Source organism: Fischerella major NIES-592, from assembly GCF_001904645.1.
Taxonomy (GTDB): domain Bacteria; phylum Cyanobacteriota; class Cyanobacteriia; order Cyanobacteriales; family Nostocaceae; genus Fischerella; species Fischerella thermalis.
In genome coordinates, this window is sequence record NZ_MRCA01000005.1 from 331,150 (window position 1) to 353,488 (window position 22,339).

The 22,339-nt window shown below is 41.3% G+C and carries 17 protein-coding genes; 4 read left to right on the forward strand and 13 right to left on the reverse strand.

Annotation, left to right across the window (positions count from 1 at the left end; genetic code table 11):
- Positions 1–1,479: 1,479 nt before the first annotated feature.
- Positions 1,480–3,990 (forward strand): cell division protein HetF, encoded by a 2,511-nt coding sequence (gene hetF / locus NIES592_RS12235; RefSeq protein WP_073555874.1) that lies wholly within the window; start codon positions 1,480–1,482, stop codon positions 3,988–3,990.
- Between the two features lie 404 nt (positions 3,991–4,394).
- Here hetF and NIES592_RS12240 read toward each other — a convergent pair whose 3' ends face one another.
- The 4 genes from NIES592_RS12240 to NIES592_RS12255 form a co-directional block, all read right to left on the reverse strand.
- Positions 4,395–5,855, reverse strand: coding sequence for a glycoside hydrolase family 13 protein (locus tag NIES592_RS12240; RefSeq protein WP_062246688.1), 1,461 nt, complete (start codon positions 5,853–5,855; stop codon positions 4,395–4,397).
- A 486-nt stretch (positions 5,856–6,341) separates the two neighbouring features.
- Positions 6,342–7,514, reverse strand: coding sequence for a molybdopterin-synthase adenylyltransferase MoeB (moeB, locus tag NIES592_RS12245; RefSeq protein ID WP_073555875.1), 1,173 nt, complete (start codon positions 7,512–7,514; stop codon positions 6,342–6,344).
- Positions 7,515–7,592: 78 nt separating this feature from the next.
- Complete coding sequence (locus NIES592_RS12250; protein ID WP_073555911.1) at positions 7,593–8,054, reverse strand: Mov34/MPN/PAD-1 family protein; 462 nt, start codon at positions 8,052–8,054, stop codon at positions 7,593–7,595.
- An 83-nt stretch (positions 8,055–8,137) separates the two neighbouring features.
- Positions 8,138–8,494: a four helix bundle protein gene (locus NIES592_RS12255; protein ID WP_016866836.1), complete on the reverse strand. Its 357-nt coding sequence runs from the start codon at positions 8,492–8,494 to the stop codon at positions 8,138–8,140.
- A 276-nt stretch (positions 8,495–8,770) separates the two neighbouring features.
- On the opposite strand from NIES592_RS12255, the gene mnmH reads away from it, so the two are divergent.
- Complete coding sequence (gene mnmH, locus NIES592_RS12260) at positions 8,771–9,817, forward strand: tRNA 2-selenouridine(34) synthase MnmH (RefSeq protein ID WP_073555876.1); 1,047 nt, start codon at positions 8,771–8,773, stop codon at positions 9,815–9,817.
- Positions 9,818–9,874: 57 nt separating this feature from the next.
- Complete coding sequence (locus tag NIES592_RS12265; protein WP_073555877.1) at positions 9,875–10,060, forward strand: hypothetical protein; 186 nt, start codon at positions 9,875–9,877, stop codon at positions 10,058–10,060.
- A gap of 78 nt (positions 10,061–10,138) precedes the next feature.
- On the opposite strand, the gene NIES592_RS12270 is transcribed toward NIES592_RS12265, so the two are convergent.
- Positions 10,139–11,539: an NYN domain-containing protein gene (locus NIES592_RS12270; RefSeq protein WP_073555878.1), complete on the reverse strand. Its 1,401-nt coding sequence runs from the start codon at positions 11,537–11,539 to the stop codon at positions 10,139–10,141.
- A 304-nt stretch (positions 11,540–11,843) separates the two neighbouring features.
- Positions 11,844–13,478 carry a pentapeptide repeat-containing protein gene (locus tag NIES592_RS12275; protein WP_073555879.1) on the reverse strand — a complete coding sequence of 545 codons (1,635 nt, stop codon included), beginning with the start codon at positions 13,476–13,478 and terminating at the stop codon, positions 11,844–11,846.
- A 619-nt stretch (positions 13,479–14,097) separates the two neighbouring features.
- On the opposite strand from NIES592_RS12275, the gene NIES592_RS12280 reads away from it, so the two are divergent.
- Entirely contained in the window at positions 14,098–17,028 is a 2,931-nt protein-coding gene (locus tag NIES592_RS12280; protein WP_073555880.1) for a zinc-dependent metalloprotease, read from the forward strand.
- Positions 17,029–17,193: 165 nt separating this feature from the next.
- On the opposite strand, the gene NIES592_RS12285 is transcribed toward NIES592_RS12280, so the two are convergent.
- The 7 genes from NIES592_RS12285 to dnaG form a co-directional block, all read right to left on the reverse strand.
- Positions 17,194–17,580 (reverse strand): ArsR/SmtB family transcription factor, encoded by a 387-nt coding sequence (locus NIES592_RS12285; protein WP_073555881.1) that lies wholly within the window; start codon positions 17,578–17,580, stop codon positions 17,194–17,196.
- 105 nt (positions 17,581–17,685) lie between these two features.
- Positions 17,686–17,847, reverse strand: coding sequence for a SulP family inorganic anion transporter (locus NIES592_RS25870; RefSeq protein ID WP_146005817.1), 162 nt, complete (start codon positions 17,845–17,847; stop codon positions 17,686–17,688).
- A gap of 3 nt (positions 17,848–17,850) precedes the next feature.
- Complete coding sequence (locus tag NIES592_RS25875; RefSeq protein WP_073555882.1) at positions 17,851–18,129, reverse strand: SulP family inorganic anion transporter; 279 nt, start codon at positions 18,127–18,129, stop codon at positions 17,851–17,853.
- Between the two features lie 25 nt (positions 18,130–18,154).
- Entirely contained in the window at positions 18,155–18,616 is a 462-nt protein-coding gene (locus NIES592_RS12300; RefSeq protein WP_073555883.1) for a YeeE/YedE family protein, read from the reverse strand.
- A gap of 67 nt (positions 18,617–18,683) precedes the next feature.
- Positions 18,684–19,103 (reverse strand): YeeE/YedE family protein, encoded by a 420-nt coding sequence (locus NIES592_RS12305; protein WP_062246704.1) that lies wholly within the window; start codon positions 19,101–19,103, stop codon positions 18,684–18,686.
- A gap of 40 nt (positions 19,104–19,143) precedes the next feature.
- Entirely contained in the window at positions 19,144–19,866 is a 723-nt protein-coding gene (locus NIES592_RS12310; protein ID WP_073555884.1) for an MBL fold metallo-hydrolase, read from the reverse strand.
- 394 nt (positions 19,867–20,260) lie between these two features.
- Positions 20,261–22,192: a DNA primase gene (dnaG, locus tag NIES592_RS12315; protein WP_073555885.1), complete on the reverse strand. Its 1,932-nt coding sequence runs from the start codon at positions 22,190–22,192 to the stop codon at positions 20,261–20,263.
- Positions 22,193–22,339 lie beyond the last annotated feature (147 nt).

Consider the following 22,339-nt stretch of genomic DNA (forward strand, 5'->3'; position numbering starts at 1 on the left):
TACATCTGAGCAAATTGTGCAAAGATGCGTTACCATTTGTTTTTCTGCAAAAAATCCCCCGATAGCCGACAGCTAGCAAGGGGAGTTTGTTATCAGGGTGCATCTACCACTACTATGTTCTGAGATAAACCAGTATGCTCCGGATAATTTTGTGCAAATTCTTGGCTACATGTTTGTTTTTGCACATAAAAAAATCCCCTAGCAACCGACAGTTAACTAGGGGAGCAAGTTATCAGGGTGCATCTACCACTACTATGTTCTGAGATAAACCAGTATGCTCCGGATAATTTTGTGCAAATTCTTGGCTACATGTTTGTTTTTGCACATAAAAAAATCCCCTAGCAACCGACAGTTAACTAGGGGAGCAAGTTATCAGGGTGCATCTACCATTACTATGTTCTGAGACAAACCAGTATGCTCCGGATAATTTTGCGAAAATGGGATTAAAAGGTTATGAAAAACAACAAAAAATCCCTCAGTAGCCAATTACCAACAAGGGGAGTAAGTTATCAGATTCCATCTACCAGTCATCTCTATTTAGTTCGGTTAAAGGGTAAGGGAAATTCATGTGTTTCTCTATGTCCTTTAACCCAATCTCAGTAAATTTTTGCTGTTTAGCACTCTTAGGCAAGAGTATGCTCATCCAAACTGTATTTCTAGTCATCTACCAGCCTTTGTGTTTTAGAGCAAAACAGTTAGTATAGTTTGGATGCATTGATCAAGGATTCTAGGAGTAGAAAGATATGGGGCTAAGGCTAAAATCTTCCACTTTACGGTGGGGTATTAGTTAAACCCATACTCACACACCCTGATTTTGTAGGAAACTGGGTGATCAAAAGAAAAAACCCTAGTGCTTGATAGCTAACTAGGGAAGCCGAGTTACCAGGGTATATCTACCAATTCAAAATTCTGGTTGTCAATCCTGTCATCAGGATAATTTATTTGACCTTTCACGGTGTGTAAAAACATTATGAATGTCAAATAATTAAAAGGAAACTTGTGATCTCTACTCTGATTGAGGCTGGGGATCATAAAGAGGGGTAAAAATAACTGTAATCGCACTAACAGATAAATACAAACAATCAAGGCTTTAGGCAAGAAGTGCTGTTTAGTAAGGGATATAAGGTGTTTAAAACCCTTACATCCCTATATACCTATCCCCTTCAAGTTATTCCTTGAAAAGAAAGGATAATTTTTTGGTGCATTGGGAACGTTTTTCTGGTAAGCATAGAAAAAACCCCCCAGCGTGTATTAGCCAAGCAGGGGAGTTAAAGATCAAGGTGCATCTACCAATAAGAATGTTCTAGGCACAGCCGATAAATCCGGATTAAAGTTGTAGAAGTTGCAAGAGCAGCAAAACAACTTAAATCAGAAACATCTTGGTGACAAGATGCATCTAAATGTATCAGAAACAGCGAAACATCACTTGAAAATGAATCGCATTTCAAATCGGCTCGTAGGAGGCAAACAGGAGAAGTTGTGACCCAGGAATTTCAAATTTCCGTAACCCCTGTAGGGCAAAACGACTACTTGGTGCGGACGGAAAGAGTCGCGCAGGGAGTTCCGTTGGCAGAAGAGCTGGTGACTTGGCCTGTAACTGATTGGTTGACAGCTGCTGGAAATTTAATGAATGACCCATTGAAGTTAGTGTTACAGGGAGATGCGATCGCCAGAAACTCTGTCAACTTAGCAGCATTGGGTCGGGACTTTTACGATAAATTGTTTAAAGGCACCCTCAGAGATAGTTGGATGGCTGCCCAAGGTATCGCCCAAAATCGCCAAGGCGTGTTGCGTCTACGTTTGGGGTTAAAAGATAATCGGTTGGCGCGTTTGCCTTGGGAAGTGATGCACGCAGGCGATCGCCCCATAGCCACAGGGCCATATATTGCTTTTTCTCGCTTCCACTCGGGAATTAATGGAGCGTCTCGTCTACCATCAAATTTGCCTACACCGCCGGAAGATGGTGGTATCAGAGTATTAATGGTAATTGCTTCTCCCAATGATCGAACCCGTTTAAATTTACTCAAACAAGAAGCTGAAGAACTACAAGCAGAACTACATCGCCAATCACCACGCTTCTCGGAAACTGGGGCTTATCTACCAGGTATTGAACTAACTTTGTTAGAACAGCCAGGTAGGGAAGAATTAACACAAGCCCTGGAACAGAGACGTTATCACATCCTGCACTATTCCGGTCACAGTAACTTAGGCCCTAATGGCGGCGAAATTTATCTTGTTAGTAGTAGAACAGGCCTCACCGAGACACTAAGTGGGGACGACTTAGCAGGTTTACTCGTCAACAACAACATTCAAATGGCTGTGTTTAACTCCTGCTTGGGCGCATACGCAGCTACCTGTGCTCCTACTCAAGAAACAGGCGAACGTAATCTTACCGAAAGCTTAGTAAAGCGAGGTATTAGGAGTGTTTTAGCAATGTCAGAACGCATTCCTGATGAAGTAGCACTGACATTGACACAGCTATTTTACCGTAACCTTGCTCAAGGCTATCCTGTAGATTTGTGTGTGAGCCGGGTACGACAGGGGTTAATCTCTGCCTATGGATCGCATCAGATGTACTGGGCTTTGCCTATTTTGTATCTTGATAAAGATTTTAATGGTTATCTCGGACCAGAAATTGATGTACCCCAAACGACAAAATTGCTCAACGAGTATGATCCGGCCTTAGGGGGAACACCAGCACTTTACCCAGCCACAGCAGATAATACCGATCTGTCTTTGCCAATGGATGATATGGTTGCCTCTGGTCTGACACAAGACTCTGCGGAGTTAGACTGGTTAGGCGAAGAAACCTGGGGTGATTTGGTAGATGAAATTGAGTATGATGACCCAACCTATGCCCAGGATTCATCTGTAGTCGCAGATATATTTGGTGAACTAGGCAATTCCACAGATGCTAACGAGCAAACCTCCATGAAAGCCGAACTCATAGGGCAGGATGGAGAAGATACTATTGATGACACTGAAAATGATAATCTGGCTGCATTGTGGGGAGAATTTGCACCACAAATAGCGCCAAATAGACAAATTACACCAGCAAGTGATGAAGTAGCCGTTGATGATAGCTTAGGTGCAGATTGGCAAAGTACTTTTGCTTCTTCTTACATTACCCCATCTGAGAAAGCTGCCTATAGACGACGCGCTCGACGTCAGTTGTTGTCTATAGTTGGATTTGTGGGAGTGAGTGCGATCGCAGTATTTTTTGGTATAAATTGGTGGCAGCAACGAAACTCAACCCTATCTGACATACCATCAATTTCCACCGAGTCTAAACCTAGCCAGAATTTATCACCGACTAGTATAAAAACAGAGGCAACCGGAATTGTCACCGCCTATGCTACCGAGAAACTGAGCAATGGTGACTTACACAATGGACTATTAGCTGTAGAGGCACTTCTTGATCGTAATGCTCTCGATAACGCCAAAACAGCCCTTGATCTTGTTCCTACCAATCAGTTAGACAATCCATTTGTCAACTTTTTAAAAGGACGCTTGGCATGGCAGTTTGTCCAAATCAAAGACACCAGATATAGTGTCGATGATGCCCGTCGTTTTTGGGAAAATGCTGTGAGAACAGAACCCAATTCGCTTTTATATTCTAATGCTTTAGGTTTTGCTTACTACGCAGAAGGCAATCTCAATCGTGCCAACGACTCTTGGTTTAAAGCATTGAATGCAGCTGTCAAACAGAATACATCAGCTAGTAACATAGTAGTCAAAGCAAAACAAGAAACTCATGATACTTTAACAGCCTATGCAGGCTTAGCCATTGGATTGTACAAATCTGCACGTAATCAGCCAGATTCTAAACGAGATCAATATCTTAATGAAGCAGTAAAACTGCGGCAAATGGTAGTCAAGGATGATCCTGTTAGTTTTCAAAAAAATCAATTAGCTAACAATTGGATGTGGTCAGAAGAGGCAATTAAAGATTGGGAATCTCTTCTGCAAATCAAGGTTGGATCTCAATAATCTACTAACTACTAACATAGCACTGCTACTTGCAGCGATCCCATGGGTTTAGATAGCGTTTCTCAATCATTCGTGAACAAAAAGATCCCCGACTTTTTTAAAAAGTCGGGGATTCTGAGTCTTGCAATTTTTACACTATAAGTTTTTGATCATCAAATCATAAAAAAACAGGTCTAAGTCCAAAATTATTATGTTTAAATAACTTCAGACTTAAGCTGTATTTTATGATTCAAGCAGACAGTTGAAGGATCGGTGGTCGCGATCGCATCCGTTGATGATAAATTTCAGTCATCCACATTATTGATCAAATAATCGCCTGCGATTGAAATTGCAGGCTAATAGCAGTCTACTTTAGTAGAGTTGGGCTATTATCCTTGGAATTAATTCCAAGGTGATTCAAATGTCTACCCATGACCTAAAATACAACCACTGCGGGGAGGAAGATTTAAACTTAATTTTCTAGTTTCTGCTTCACCGTACCACTCGATTTTAGCATTGCCATATAAAAGCTTATTGAGTTGGCTATGCCAGTTAATATTTATATTTGTTTTTGCCGATGCAGTACCAGCATTGACTGCAATGATTAATTTTTCATCATCTAAAGTGCGGGTAAAAACAAAAACTTCTGCTTGGGCATATAAAACTTGATAATCTCCTGTACGCAAGCAGCGATAAGTATGACGGAGGGCAATTAATCGGCGGTGGGTGTTGAGAATATCTTGATTCCAGTTTGCTTCCAGAGGAAAACCACGCCGGGAATCGGGATCGAGACGACCAGGTAAACCCACTTCATCACCATAATAGATACTAGTAGCACCAGGAAAAGTCAGTAGCAGCAGAGTTGCTAGTTCCACACTCGGAATATCGCCCCCAGCAATAGAAATCAACCTAGCAGTATCGTGACTCGCCAGCAAATTTAACTGTGTGAGTTGAATTTCCCAGGGGTAAAGTTGTAGTAGTTCCTGCATTTTGGTAGCGTACTCAGCTGCAAATAACGGTGGATAAGGATGATAGGAACGATCTTGTACTTGTTCAATATCGACGCGATCGCCTGCGGTAAATGCAATTGTTGGTGCAGCAAATAAATAATTCATCACACCGTCAAACTGCGTACCATCCAACCATTCGCGGGAATCTCCCCACACTTCACCCACAATATAAGCTTCAGGATTAATAGCTTTGACGCGATCGCGAAACTCTTGCCAAAAACCAGGAATTTTAATTTCAAATGGTACATCCAAGCGCCAACCATCAATGCCAAATTTAATCCAGTATTCAGCAATTTCCATAATGTACTCCCGTACTTCTGGGTTGTCGTGGTTGAATACTGGTAAGGCGCGATTGTCAGCCCAACCTACATAGTTAGCAGGAAACTCACCATTGTAAGGGGAAAGGGGCCAACCTTTAATCTTGAACCAATCTACCCAAGGCGAATGGGGGCCATTTTCCAAAACATCGTGGAAAAAGAAAAAGCCACGACTGGAATGATTAAACACTCCATCCAAAACAACTTTAATATTACGGGCGTGGGCCGCGTCTAGCAATTCTTTAAAAGCTGGATTACCCCCCAACATCGGATCAACTTGATAATAATCGTGGGTGTGATAGCGGTGATTACTCGCAGATTGGAAAATCGGCGTAAAGTAAATAGCATTAAATCCCAAATCCTGAATATAATCTAACTGTTCCAGTACACCCCATAGATCCCCTCCCTTGTAACCTTGGAGTGTAGGCATAGCCTCCCAATCTTCCCAACTCGCATTACGCAACAATCGCTTGCGTGGTTGTTTGCTTCTAGCAAAACGATCAGGAAAAATTTGATAGAAAACAGCATGTTTAACCCAGTCTGGTGTACGAATTTCCATGTATTGCCCTCTATTTCTCCATCGCGATCGTTGCAGAAACTAGGTTAATTGTGTCTCACACCTGTGGTAGAAAAAATTTGGTTGTCATTGCAGAGTGCGATCGCACTTTCTTACTCCCTCTGCTTTCTCTGCGTCCTCTGCGGTTCTATTTTTTACAAAAAATCATACAATCCTCACTACTACTTGGAGTTTTGCCCAAAATCTTGCTTTGTGGGATGATAAAAAAGAGCGATCGCTATTTCCCAACAAGCTGTCGTTAGATCACAAACTTCTGTCGTAACGACACGATAATTTGCCTTAAATAATTAAATGCACACAGGTTATTTTAATCTGTGTGCATCTTAGGCTTTAGAAAACTTTGCCTTCTGCCTTGACAGTAACCTCACCCCGGCTACGCCACCCCTCTCCTTAGCAAGTAGAGGGGGAGGGGGTGAGATTTTTCATGGCAAAGCTCGTGAAATTTTTTCATCAGGACTGCCTTTGATACTAATACGTAGGCACAGATGGATCAACTTCCTTACTCCAAGCCAGAATTCCACCCTTCACGTTTGTACCATCAATTCCCGCTTGCTTGAGAATTCCCAAAGCTTTTGCAGAACGCATACCCGACTTACAATGAACAATCAAGCGATGACCGTTCACCAGTTCTCGAACTTTGTTAACACCATCACCATTTTCAATATCAGATAATGGTACTAATACAGAACCAGGGATCTTGGCAATTTCATATTCATTTGGGTTGCGAACATCCAGCAGTACAAAATTGTCAGCACCGCTATCCAACAATTGCTTCAATTCCTGCACAGTCATTTCGGAAAGTTCCATTTGCTGTTTAGCCTCCTCTGCTTGCGCTTGTGGAATACCGCAGAATTGTTCGTAATCTATCAACTTTTCTATTACTGGACGTACCGGGTTAGGACGCAACTTCAATTCGCGGAATTTCATTTCTAAGGCATTGTACAGCAGCAAGCGTCCACTTAGAGTATTCCCCTGACGCATAATGATTTTGACAGTTTCTGTTGCCTGGATGACACCAATAATTCCTGGTAAAATCCCCAAGACACCGCCTTCTGCACAGGAAGGAACCATCCCTGGTGGTGGGGGTTCTGGGTACAAATCACGATAATTTGGCCCACCCTCGTAGTTAAATACCGTTGCTTGCCCTTCAAAGCGGAAAATAGAACCGTAGACGTTGGGTTTATCCAACAACACGCAAGCATCATTGACCAGATAGCGTGTCGGGAAATTATCAGTTCCATCAACTACAACATCATAAGGCCTAACGATGTCAAGGGCGTTTTCGGAACTAAGACGAGTTTCGTAAAGATCAACCTGACAATAGGGGTTAATTTCAAGAATGCGATTCTTAGCTGATTCAATCTTGGGTTTACCCACCCAAGACGTACCGTGAATCACCTGACGCTGTAGGTTAGAAGTATCGACAACATCGAAATCAACAATACCGATGCGTCCAATACCCGCCGCCGCCAGGTATAAAAGTAACGGTGAACCCAGTCCACCCGTACCAATACACAGTACGCTAGCAGCTTTCAGGCGCTTTTGCCCTTCTACACCTACTTCCGGCAAAATTAGATGTCGGGAGTAGCGTTCGTAATCGTCTTTTGTTAGCTGGATTTCATCCAAATTCGGATTTAGCATAGCAGTTAGATGAGGAAGCGCGGACTTTATATCCTATCCAAAAACGATACCCTTTGTGTCTTTGTGTCTTGGTGGTTTTTAAAGTAACTTTTCAATTGTCTCTGGTTGGAACTGGTGGTGATCATCAAGACACCAGCTGTTAATATCACCAGCCTTGCCATTTTGCACAGAAATTATCATGTACGAGTATTCTTGCCAAGCACACTGTCGGTCGAATTCGGAGGGAATTGCTGGATGGTCGGGATGGGAGTGATAAATACCTATTATATCGATAGAGCGTGTTCGCGCTTCTTTTTGTGCTTTTAACATGACTTGGGGTGCGATCGCATACCTACGCTGCTTAGAGTGTATGATTTCTTCATCACCAGGAAAATCTGCCGCAGCTGCTGCACTCCAAGCATTTTCCGTGGGCATAATTTCGATTACGGTTTTGCCATCATCACCTAGATGACCGAAAATAATACCACAGCACTCCTCCGGGTAAGTTGCTTCGGCGTGACAACAGATAATTTGCAAATGTTGGGGAGTGAGTTTAATCATTGCGTTATTGTTCATTGTTGGTTGTTCGTTGTTGGTTGTCAATGATTTCAAACAATAAACACCAAACAACCACTAACTACTAACTATCTATGGCTAAGCTTATCAATGAACAATTCCAATAGTTCTTTTGCTTCCACTGTCTTGCTAACCAGGCGATCGTAATCAGCAGAATCAAGCATATCCAACTCATAACACAGCAAGAGATAATACTCTACCTCAATCGCTGCATCCATTGCCATTTCCAGAAAATTAACTTGATCTTCTCTGTCTTCGCGATTGCATCCCTGGGCTATTTTCACGGGGATTGCAGAACAGGCTAAACGTATTTGTTGCGTTAACCCCAGTAATTCCTCTTCAGGGAAAGACTGTGTGGCTTCATAGACTGCAACTGTTAACTCATGGGCTTTTTCCCATTCTCTGAGTTCTCGGAAGTCTGTCATTTTGATTGTATACCCCTGAAAAATAGTAGGGTGGGTAGTACCCACCTTACTACTATGCCACTCGGTGGGTGTTTAGTGTTTATTATTTCTGATTTGTGAGAATTGCAAAGCTCAGATCCCCAACTTCTTGGAGAAGTCAGGGATCTTAGCACTCACAAATGATTTAGGAATGCTATAGCTACGCTAAGGTGTTCATAGGAGCCTGATGCCATTTATTAAAATCAGGAAAATAAACCTTATTTCCCAACAATTATTTATTTCTAATATCGAAATCACATGCCACCTTTACCTACATACACTCAACAACCTTGGACAGAAACCTACACTGAAATTATTGACGTTCGCTCTCCTCAAGAATTTACCGAAGATCACATTCCTGGCGCAATTAATTTACCTGTACTATATGATTCTGAACGCGTAGAAGTTGGAACAATATACAAGCAAATTAACCCATTTCAAGCCAGAAAATTAGGTGCAGCTTTGGTAGCAAAAAATCTTTCTGAGCATATCACTCAACATTTTGCCAATAAAGAAAAGAAATATCATCCTTTAGTATATTGCTGGCGAGGTGGACAGCGTTCTTTAAGTATGGCTTTGGTACTTAGTCAAATTGGTTGGCGCGTAACACTACTTGAAGGCGGTTACAAAACTTATCGCGCTTATGTACGTCAGCAAATAGAAGAATTGCCCAAAAAATTTACCTACAAAATACTGTGTGGTTTTACTGGTAGTGGTAAAACCCACATTTTACAGAAAATGCGTGAACGTGGCGCTCAAGTATTAGATTTAGAAAATTTAGCTCAGCATCGTGGTTCTCTGTTAGGCGAAGAATGGCAAGATAAACTTTCACCCCAACCCTCACAAAAGTACTTTGAATCATTACTTTTACAACAACTGCAAAGCTTTAATCCTAGTCAACCCATTTGGATAGAGTCAGAAAGCATGAAAGTAGGTAAAATTTATTTACCTAAGTCTTTGTGGGAGAAAATGAAACAGGCTTGTTGTATAGAAATTCAACTACCAATCACTGCCAGAGTTAAATTTCTCTTACAAAAATATTCTCATTTCATAGAATATCCTGATATTTTAAAAGTTAAATTGGAAAAACTAAAATATCGTTATGGTTGGGAAAAAATACATCACTGGTATCAATTAATTGATGCTGAAAAGTGGGAATTATTTATAAAAGATATTTTACATAGTCACTACGATCCAACCTATCGTAAGTCTATTCAAAAGCATTTTAGTAATATTAAACAGGTGAGATATTTATACGATTTATCCAATGAAAGTATAAATGCTTTATTAGATTTAAGTTTGTAGTAGTGATGTGTGCTGTAGATAAGTGATTAGGAAACTCACGCCTGATGTGAATTGAATATGGAGATGCAATATTCCTTGCGCCTGGTAAAAAACGTTTTTTTAGAAATCGACCACCGATACACACCGATAAACACAGATAACACAGATGGATCTTTCATGGGTGGTTGGGTGGTCATTGGTTTGTTGAGTATTTCCCATGATCTATTAGCGCCTTTGTTAATTCACATTAGACGTAACTCTTAAGTGGGAATAGGGAATAGGTAACAACCCCAGATCCCCAACTTTTCTAAGAAGTCTGGTTGCAACTACCCAATATCCCACTTACCTAACAGCGACTTGCCATGTTTTTTCTGTCTGCTTGAGTACAAAAATTGTACTCGATTTTAAAAATTTAATAAAACCACCGCTAAGCCGTAAACTTTTCATTTGCTCAGTAATTGGTTTGCCATATTGCTGATTAAACTTACTCCCCAAAATACCAATATCAACGTAACTTCCAGGAGATTTAATAGTTAAATTGATTATAATCTGTTTAAGTGCCTCTTCTAAATCAGTCTTAGATTTAATATTAGGCACTAAACATGAAGAAACACTATTTTCTGGCATTGTTTCCATACTATCTAATTCTTGGCTGTCACCAATTTCAAATAGTGCCACATATAACTCAGATTTTTCATCAATTTGATGGATGACAAATTCATTAGGATAGTGGATAAAAATATCTCTTGCTCTTTTTCCAGGAAAATGCTTAGATACAACTTCGCTAATACTGATTTGATAGTGATTTTTAAAAGTTTGGGAAATTTGAGCTAGTTTAATCCAATAACTATTTGTGCGTTTTTGTTCGGCTTTGATGATTTTCTTAAGTTGTTTAATAAATTTTTCCAGTGATGGTATATTTGGTATGATGTTAATAATTTTACCTGTATTGTTATTCAATACACTGAGAGTTTCTCCTTGTTTACTCACCCTATATACTGTCAACCCATTTTGCTGAAGATGGTTGCAGAGATTTGTCATAACATGATCTGTTGAACAAACCAAGATTTCTTTCGCTTTTGGGTAACGCTCATAAATTGATGAACCAAAAGCGATCATCTTACCATCGGCATTGTCTCTCCCTGGTGGAACATGAATTAATTCATAACCACGTTCATGAAGTTCAACATCAAATTTTCCCAGACTACGCCAATTCGCAAAGGCGATTTTAACTTGTAGGGAGTAAGCACAAATCGTTGTTAAAAATTTTTCTACTTCGACATTGATTTGTAGATTTTCTGCATCTAAAAGTAAAATTGCTATGCCTATATTTGGCAAAATTTTAGTATTATTAACAACTGAAATTTGCTGTGATAGTTCTAAGTTTTGAGAAATAAATGAGTGATCTGATTCCGTGTTGTTAGAGGAAAGTTGACGAATTGTATCTAGTAAGTTGATTAATATAGATGAATTGAAAGATTCGGGAGTTAGGAGAACTTTCAAAAATTTTTGCAGTTCTGAAAATAAGGCGTGATTAGCGTAATTTGAATTGAGTAACTCTGCTAATTTTGCTGTGAATGCAGATTGATTGCGACTACTACGCCAGTCTATATTTCTATACTTTTCTAGCAATAACTCTGGTTCTTGTTCTTGAATGGTGGCGATCGCTTGGTAAACACAGTTACTGATCTGATTAACCAGGGTAGTGTCATCAGCATTCTGCAAAATGTTGTCATTGGGCATACTTAAACACTGTAGGGAAGCATCCTAGCTCAAAATGGGTGTAAGGGTGTAGGGGTATAGAAATAGATGTATTTTCTGCTTTTTATGAGATTTTCTTGTGGTTATCTGTTTTGACAGACAGTAATTCTTCTATGTTATATCTAAATCATAAACTATCTGAAATCCGCAAAAGTACTGAAGAGAAATCATTTTTTATAGGTTACGCTATTTTGGATTTTAAATTGAGAGTTTTTGCCAAAAAGAAATAATCTAGTTAACATAACGCCTGAAAAAATCTTATTTCTTTCTACCTCCTGCCTTCTGCCTACACCAATCCCAACTGCTGCTTTAAAGCTTCTGGCACATTTACCGCTTTATCTAAACCACGCACATCTTCCCACTCTAAATTTTCATTCCAAGTCACTTTTTCTAGGTTAGCGTCGCTAAGGTCTGCACCGCCTAAAATCGCATGACTCAGGTTTGTATAGCTGAGGTCTGCACCACTGAGAATTGCACCACTCAAGTTACTACCACTGAGGTTAGCGCTGCTGAGGTTGGCGTAACTAAGGTCAGTACCAAAGAGAATAGCGTCGCTGACGTCTGCGCCACTAAGATCAGCTTCATTGAGAACCACGCCACTGAGATCGGCTTCGTTGAGAATTACATCAGTCAGATCTACGCCACCGAGGTCTGCACCCAAAAGAATTGCACTTCTGAGGTTAGCACCGTTGAGTTTAGCACCGTTGAGTTTGGCGTAGCTGAGATCGGCGGCGATGAGAATAGCATTTCTCAGGTTTGTGCTAAAGAGAATGGTGTCACTGAGGTTACTGCCTCTAAGATCAGCATGATTAAGGTCTGTACCACTGAGGTCGGCGCGGCAAAGGTCGGCATAGCTGAGGTTAGCACTGTTGAGGTTCGCATCACTGAGATTAGCACCGAAGAGAATCGCGTGACTAAGATAGCTACTGCTGAGTTTTGCATCTCTGAGATTGGCACTAGTCAAGTTAGCGTGGCTAAGATCAGCACCGCTGAGATTAGCGCTGCTGAGGTCAGCGTGACTGAGGTCGGCACGGTAAAGATCCGCACCAGCTAGGTTAGCACCACTGAGGTTGGCACTACTGAGATCAGTACACCTGAGATTAGCACCACTGAGGTTAGCGCCACTGAGGTTAGCATCGCCAAGGTTAGCAGCATTGAGGTTAGCAGCGCTGAAGTTAACACCAGTCAGGTTTGCATCCCCAAGATAAGCACCGCTAAAGTTGCTGCCTTGGAGGAATTCCCCAACAACACTACAAAAATTACCAATTTCGATCGCATCGCTATAATTGATGACACGCAGGAGTTGGGATGTAAAAAAATTATCTTTGTGCCGTTGACCAGAGGGATAGAAAACTATTTGGGCTTTGAGGTCATGTCGCTGTTGGGCATAGCGATGTAACTCCAACAGTAAAATCAACACATTTAGTCCTGTGTTGATGTCTACCTGTCGTAGCCCAATAGCAATATTTTGCGCTTGCAACTGCAACATCTTTTTTTGGGGTAAATTTTCACTGGGTGCTGCATCTATAAATACCCCCTCACACCAACGCCGATAAAAATCTTCTAAACGCTGAAATAACAGCACAGGTCGAAAATCTTTACTGGCAACCAACCTCTGCATTACTGCTTGGACAACTTCAATTTTTAATGCAGTATTTCCTAATAAATCATAAATGTTCTCATCTAATTGGCGATCGCTAATTTTAATACTCAATGAATCGTTGTTTTTTGTCCATTCTTCCAAACTTTGCTGCAATTGTTCAGGTGATAGCAATTCTCTTAAATTATTTTGAGTATTATTAATTTTTACTAAAGGAAAAACACCTTTTAGTTCAAGACCCGTTAGATTTGATATCTCTTGTTCTTCTGTTCTTCTAACATAAGTTATCAAACGCTTCCAGACTTTATATAATAGTGCCATATATGTATCCGTTAACACTGTTACACCAACTGATGATTTAGTTATATTTATAGGAGTTTTTCCCAGCTAGACAGTTGTCGATTTTTGAAAAAATGTATTAAATCATACATAAGTTTATTTAAATTTGACACCAATTTGACAAATAATTGCGACAATAGATTTACAAAATCTATACCCAGATAGAGTGTCCCAATCCAAAATGGTATGACTCAACTTTCTCCTCCGGTTTCCACAAAAATGTCTGCTTAAAAAGTTTTTTGTTTTTCACTAACCCCCAGCTATCTGATTGAGCTGTAACATTATCCTCGCAGCATCTTTAATTCGGTCAATTCTAAAAATAGTAGGTACAGTTTGCTACAGACGCAGTTGTTAGGAAAAATACTACAGTAAAACATTGCAATAAAGCTAAAAAATGTCAATGATAGCTAACATAAAAGTTTTTTGCTTGATATCAAGCAGTTACATATGTTGTCATCTGCCAATAGTCTAAGTTTGTACAGGAGAAGATCTTTGACATGGCTTGACAGTCAGCCAATAGTAATAACAACAGTTAAATCACAGCAGCTTTGCCTTGCAAGTATTAAAAATTAGATAATGAACGCAGCCAGGGACATTTCGGATGAAGAGACTAACTTTTTATGTTGTTAATTTACCTAGTTTGTTTTTAGGAATAGTAATCGCTAACGCCAAGACACTGGCTGTAGAAGCAGGAAATCAGAACAGACAAACAGCTTCCATGTCCACTGTTTCCGTCCCCCTGTCTTCTCCTCTACCCTTATCCAAAGTTTGGGTAATCAACAATCAAAAATCACAGCGCCAGCCTTTTATTTGGGTGCAAGATACTAAAAAAACTGGGCAGCAGCCTTTGCTACTGATAGCGAAAGACTCAGAGAAGCCCAATAAGGATAAACCAGAAAAGCCAAACGAAAAACCTGATTCTACTTCCAAACCATCCAAAAAAGATGATTTGGAAGACTTTAACGAAGTCATCAAAGATACTCAAAAGCAGCAAGGTTTATTTACTCTGTACCGCAACAAAGACGAAAATAAGATATATCTAGAGATCAAACCAGAACAGCTAAATAAAAACTTCCTCGCCACAGCAACCTTAGAATCAGGGATTGGCGAAGCTGGTATTTACAGTGGTATGCCTTTGCAGGATTTCTTGTTTTATTTCCAACGGGTAGATAAAAAATTAAATTTTGTTGTTCGCAACGTCAATTTTCGTACCCGTGAAGGAGATCCACAAGCGCGATCGCTGGCCCGATCCTTTAGTGATTCAGTTCTCTACTCCATAGAAATTAAAAGTATTCATCCCCAACGCAAATCTATTTTGATCGACCTGAGTGATTTGCTACTTACAGATTTAGCAGGATTAACCTCCAGCTTGGGATTACCTGGAAGCGCCGATGAATCTTATTTTGGCAACGCCAAAGTTTTCCCGCAAAATGTCGAAATTGAGTCGGTGATGAATTTCTCTGGCAGTAGTAGCGATGACGAAGACGAAGAAGACAGCGACGAAACATTAGGCTTTATCAGTGTACCCGATAGCCGTGGCTTTACCTTGCGCGTCCACTACAGTCTTTCTCAACTCCCAAATAATAACTACCAACCCCGGCTAGCAGACGATCGCATCGGCTATTTTATCACCGCCTACCAAGACTTATCCAACGACGATCGCAAAGAACCCTTCGTCCGCTACATCAACCGTTGGCATCTGGAAAAACAAGACCCCAACGCCCCCATTTCTCCTCCCAAAAAACCGATAGTATTTTGGATAGATAACGCCGTACCCCTAGAATACCGCAGTGCCATTACTGAAGGCGTCCTAATGTGGAACAAAGCCTTTGAGGCGGCTGGTTTTAAAGATGCCATCCAAGTCAAACAAATGCCAGATAACGCCAAATGGGATCCTGCGGATATTCGTTACAACACAATTCGCTGGATCAACACCATCGATGGATATTTTGCCATGGGGCCTTCTCGTGTTAATCCCCTGACTGGAGAAATTTTGAACGCCAGCATTTTAGTAGATGCTAGTTTTATCCGCGCCCTCAAAAGTGAATATCGCCAAATTATCCAACCCAACGAAAATGAACGACAAACCAGGACTTCTTTGACAGCATTAATGCAAAATCGCTTGCTTTGTGCCAACGCTTTAGAAGCGAACCAAAACCGAACCAAGCGCAAGCTATTTGCCAAACATTTATCGAAACTAGCTGGAGAGTACGACCTTTGTTATGGAATGGAAGCTGCTAACCAATTTGCCTTTGGTTCTCTAGCAATGAGACTCCTGCAACCAGCACCTCCTAGCAGTGAACAGGTGAAAAATTATGTCCATCAATATTTAAGGTTAATTATTGCTCACGAAGTCGGACATACTCTGGGGTTACGCCACAACTTCCGTGGAAGCACTATGCTGACACCAGAACAACTGAACAATAAAGATATTACCCGCAACAAAGGTCTAGTTTCTTCAGTAATGGACTATATTCCACCAAATATTGCACCCCAAGATCAAAAACAAGGAGATTATTTTCCTCAGATGGTGGGGCCTTATGATGACTGGGCTATTCAATACGGTTACACCCAATTTCCAGCCACAACTCCCGTAGGTGAGAAACCCTTTTTGAATAAAATTGCCGAAAAATCTGACCAGCCAGAATTGACCTATGCTACCGATGAAGACATGTATGATCTAGATCCCACTGCCGATGCTTGGGATAACAGCAATAATGTCTTGCTTTATTCTCGCTGGCAGTTAGAAAATGCCCGGATCATGTGGGATCGTCTGAACAAACGCCCTCCTATGGATGGCGATAGTTATAGCGATATGAGAGAACAGTTTGGTACAGTACTGGGAAATTATTTCCAAAACATTTACTACGCGACAAAATACATCGGTGGACAGTCTTTTTATCGAGTTCATCCTAGTGAGAAACAACAAAAACTACCATTTAAAGCAGTGCCAGTAGAAAAACAACGGCAAGCATTAGCACTGTTGCAAAAGTATGTCTTTAGCGAAGATGCTTTTAACTTCCCACCAGATTTACTGAATAAACTAGCACCATCACGTTGGCGACATTGGGGTAGTAGCCCCCGCATCGGTCGCTTAGACTATCCGATTCATGATTTGGTATTGTTCATGCAGAGTCTGGTATTGTGGGATTTGCTTTCAGGCGATCGCCTCTCCCGTCTCAAAGACATGGAATTCAAAAATAAAGCCGAAAATTCCCTGACATTGCCTGAATTATTTGATACACTCCAAAATGGCATTTGGACAGAAGTATTAAAACCCGAAGGCAAAACCATCACAATTTCTAGCCTGCGTCGAGGCATACAACGCCAATACGTGGAAACACTCAATGAAATGGTGTTGCGAAAACAATATGTCCCGGAAGATGCTCGGACTATAGCTTGGTATAAACTTAAACAATTAGCCGAGAAACTGGATAATGTCCGTGCAGAAGATGAATATACCAAAGCACATTTACTAGAGACACGCGATCGCATTAAGAAAGTTTTGGATGCACCTTTGCAGGGGAATTAGCTAATGAAGATGGGGAGGTGGGGGGAGTGTGAGGAGTGTGTAGACGCGCTCATAGGCTTCCCGTAGGGTGGAGTGTGAGGAGTGGGGGGAGTGGAGAATTAAAATTTAAGGGAAATAGTAGCTATGTTGCTGCTTAAATGTGGATTAGCTTAGTTTCATATTCGCTTAAAAGGAGATTGAACTGGAAGAGATTTTTGTTTGTGATGTTTGTTGCTCGCGTAATGCTTCGAGTTTCTTCAATTGGTGAGACTGTTCCTGTAAGCGCAGGGCGATGCGATCGCACACTAGTTCACACAATTCAAAAATCAGTGGATCGGTAATCTCGTAATAGACACTCACACCTCTTGGTTGGCGCCTCACAATGCCTGCTTGAGCCAAAATTTTGAGATGTTTGGAGACATTTGCCTGTCCCAGTCCCGTTTCCTCAATAATTTCGGTAACATTCTTCGCACCGGCTTTGAGGCAACACAAAACCTGAAGGCGACTAACCTCAGACAAGACTTTGAAGTAGTCGGCAACTGGAGCTAAAGCCATAGGCGAAGTTTGCAACATATCCAAATTCAAAAATTTTATACCCAGTATAGTATTATTTTAAGTATAACATTATATAGCAATATAGTTGAATTCAGTATAAATACCCTTTCATATCATGTTCGTTTAAAGACTTATCATATCTGTGAAGGCCGGTAATTGGTAATTGCCCAACTGCATCATAGTGAGTGCAATCATCAACGCCGTGATCATTGATGCCAAAGGCGTATTGGCATTTGCAGAAAAATTCACGACGGATCGGCTCAGTCCTCCAGTCGCAGCGACCATCAGCTAATCCACCGCCACAGGCGCAACTGAGATCAAACGACTAGTGCCAAGGAATGCATAAATGATTTGTGGCAGAATACTAGCATAAAGCCGGACCTGTGGTGGCAAGCCTGCCAACAAAGCATAGGCCATACCCTGGGGAATAAGGAGACTGGCAACAATGATACCTGCGGTCAGATCACCTGCAAGATACTCCCGGCGATAATGCAAACCCCAATCCAGAATCGGTAAATAGTGGCTCCAGCGCAGCGATCGCTCTTTCTGTGTGTTTTGCTCAAGCATTTTAGTTGCTCAAACCAATGGAACTTTACTGGGATTGTGGTAATTCTGGTGGGGTGCTGCTAGGTTTGTGACTTAGACGTGTTGAGTACCATTTGTAGGTCAGTGAGCCTGCAATGAGTGCAACTATGAATAGAACTGGATTCCAAATGCCTAACACCAAAGCAGTGATACCCGGACCAGGGCAGTATCCAGCAATTCCCCAACCCACACCGAAGATGGCAGATCCTACAACTAGAGGTAGATCGATGTCTTTTTTGGTAGGTAAATAAAACTTGTCAGTTAATACCGGATGGGGACAGCGTAGCACAAATCGGAAAGCAATCACTGTGACAGCAACGGCTCCACCTAAGACAAACAATAGTGTGGGATCCCAGACACCCGTTACATCCAAAAAGCCAAGCACGCGATCGCGATCAATCATCTGCGAAAATCCCAGTCCGAGACCAAACAGCAATCCTGCAAATAAAGCTGTGAGATTTATTTTCATCTTCCCATCCTCAAGATTCAGCGGAAATTGGCTCATTCTGTGCCCATGTTTTCATTTAGTGGCTAGTTCACGACAGCACGTGACGTACAATAAAGACCGTAATCATGGCAGTGGTTAAGAAGGTGAGGACTGCAACTAACGAGCGGAGTGACAATCGACCAAGTCCACACACTCCATGACCACTAGTGCAACCACTGCCCATGCGTGTGCCAAAACCGACGAGAAAACCGCCGATGATCATCGCCACTGGGGCAAAGGTAGACTTTGGAGTTGGCTGTGATGCTAGTCCATACTCGTAGAGTACGCCACCCAGTAACATACCAAGGATGAACATCCAACGCCAGATTTCGTCTTTGTTAAAAGTGATAGCACCGTTGATAATGCCACTGATACCGGCAATTCGACCATTGAATGCCAACAAGAGCGTGGCACTGATCCCAATGAGTATGCCGCCGACTAGGGCAGTAAACCAGTTAAACTCTGCCATATATTTTCTTCGATATCTTTATGTGCTCTTGTAGTCTGACTTAAGTTAAGGCGGCGACATTACCGCAGAGTTCGTTTGCTGGTACTGCTTCCATAATCTTCTTGGGATTGGGAAGGTTAAGGCTATTCATCAGCTCTATATAACTCTGGCGATCCCTCAAAGAAGAGGCTTCACCAATACGTTCAACAAATCGAGGATTCCAACGCTTTTCTTCACCAATCGTAGAGACAGTATGTCCTCGATAATCATGACCTGGATAAACTAGCGTCTGATCAGGCAGGGTAAACAACCGCTGGGTAACAGAATCGTACATGGTGCCTGCATTACCACTTTGGAAGTCAGTTCGACCACAACCGCGAATAAACAGCCCATCTCCAGTTAAAACACGGTCATTGTTGACGAGATAGGCATGATGGCTGTCGGTATGACCAGGAGTGGCGATCGCTCGAATCTGCACATCTCCTACTTGCAACACTTCACCATCTTTAATGAAACGATCCGCACAGCTAGCCTGAGCATTTTCTGGTACTACTCCCTGACAACCCGTCAGGGAACGCAGTTTGCCTGTTCCAGTAATGTGGTCAGCATGAATGTGGGTTTCTAGGCAGTAGCGCAGTGTTAAACCCAATTCATGAATCAGCTTCAAATCGCGCTCTACCTGCTCAATCACAGGATCAACCAAAACAGCTTCTTTTGTACCTAGATCAGCAATTAAGTAGGTATATGTCCAGGTGGATTGGTCAAAGAGTTGACGGAATAGCATTGTTGTTTTATTCCTATTAGTTCGTTTTAAAAACTATCTATCATATTATTATATAGTAATACAATAAAAAACTACAATTTCGGTAATTACTGTATTGGCAAAATAGTCAGTCTCTTAAATCACCCAGATATCATATAGTCGAGGCGATCGCGAATAGCACTAACCTCCGGATCATCTAAACCAACTATCAGAACACATTCTTTCTTGCATATAGTTTAAATTTCTTACTTTATTTAGTGTTTGTAGTACAAAAAATCTAACATTATAAAAGTATATTTTGAAACATTAAATATAAGAAAATGCTTAGAAACTTTGCGAACCTCCGCGCCGACTCTGCGTCCCTTTGCGTTTAAAAAAGCACCTCTAGGTGATTACTTCTAACTTTCCTACAACCTCACAACAAATCAGTCAAAGAAAACTGCCTTTGTTTATCTAATTCCTGCAACCGCAACTTCTCTGCATAAAAAGCTTGATAATAAAATTGCCATCTTTGGGGTTCAGTCTGTGGATCAGTTTGTTCCCACAACTCCAAGAAATGACGATAGCGTTTTTCTCTCAAAACCCGTTCCATACAAGCAGTAGTCGCCTGGACAACTTGGGGAGTACGTAATATTTCTTTTTTACTTCTTTCGTTGAGTTGAAACAAATGGGAAACCAACGCCATTTCCTCAGGAAATTGCAAACATCTGTCTTGCACCCTTGAAATTAGATCATCCTCTAAACTCTCAGATGCAATTTCTAAAATTTGTCGCCACAAAAACCGATGGTGAGAAAGACTAAACTGCAAATCTCGTTCTTCTAAAGCATCATTGATGGTTTGACGGTGTTCCGGACAATGCAGATATATTCGCAGTAGCAAAGCTTCAGCTTGTTCTAACAGACTCTTTTCTGAAGTTGTAGGAGTCTTTGTATTTGTCTGTGCAGGTAATTCTGGAGTTGGTTTATACTGCGATCGCGCTATACCTCTGATATTATTTTGAGGTGCAACTTGAGTCAAAAGATTCTCGACTCGCAAGGGTACTAGTCTAGCGTCTCCTAAAGCTAGAATTTCTGCACAATAAGAAACGTAATAGTTAAGTGTATCAACATTGCCAATATTTTTCAGTAATTTTACTAATTGCTGCGAGACTTGTTGAAAATCTGTAGCCTGCTTCAAGTCTCGATCCTTAACAATTTGCTGAATCTGCCAATTTAGCCATAGAGGTGCATTTGCTAACAATTGTTGATAATCTGCGGATGTATGGGTATACAAATATTCATCGGCATCTTTACCATCGGGTAAATTGAGAATTTTCAGTTGTACTTCGCCCTTATATGCCAGTTCTGCAATTTCTCCAATTGCCCTTTCGGCGGCGATATTGCCGGCTTTGTCGGCGTCAAAATTCAGTATTAGTTGTTTAGAGTCAGTGTAGCGTAATAGTATCCGTACTTGGTCTATACTGAGGGCAGTACCCAAAGAGGCAACAACATTCTTAATTCCAGCCGCATGGAGGGCGATCGCATCAAAATATCCTTCCACCACCACGGCTTGATCCATTTGCGAGATACCAGCTTTGGCTTGATGAAGGGCAAATAAAGTTTTACCCTTATTAAACAGCTCAGTTTCCGGTGAATTCAGATACTTCGGTTGCTCATCTCCCAGAGTCCTACCACCAAAACCGATTACCCTTCCCATGACATCGTGAATCGGAATCATTAAGCGATCGCGAAACACATCATAATACCCACTGCTTTCTTTACGGGGTTTAATTAACCCGGCTTTTTCCACCAACTGCACCGGATAGCGTTTATCTTCAACTAAATAACGGTAGAGAGTTTCCCAAGCCGCAGGAGCGTAACCCAAGTTAAACTGCACAATAGTCTCATCTTGCAATCGCCGCTTTTGTTGTAGATATTCAAGAGCGATTTGTCCTTGGGATTGCCTGAGGGCATGTTGATAAAATTGGGCAGTAGAAGCGAGAATTTCGTAAAGTTGCGATCGTTCCGATAATTGCCGTTGTAACTCCTGTCTTTGTTCTGGTTCCAGAGTTTGCACAGGAACTTGGTAACGCCGCGCCAAATCCAGCACCACTTCCGCAAAAGAACGCTTGTGCAAGTCCATCAGAAACTTGATCCCATTCCCCCCCGCTTGGCAACCAAAACAGTAGTACATTTGCTTCGTAGGGCTGACGGTAAAACTGGGGGATTTTTCATCGTGGAAAGGACACAAACCTACAAAATCTTTACCGCGCCTGCGTAAAACAACGTATTCCGAAATGACATCGTAAATGTCAGCCCGTTGTTTAATTTCTTCTATAGTGTCTGGGTGTAGGCGGGGAGTGTACATATTTAGTCATTAGGTTAGTGGATAGTGGTTATTGGATAGTAGTTTAATGGCTATCAACCCACAACTAACTACTAACTACTAACTTCTCATAGCTATTATATTCTTGTTCCCAAGCCAATAATGATGTATTCAATTACTTACACTGAG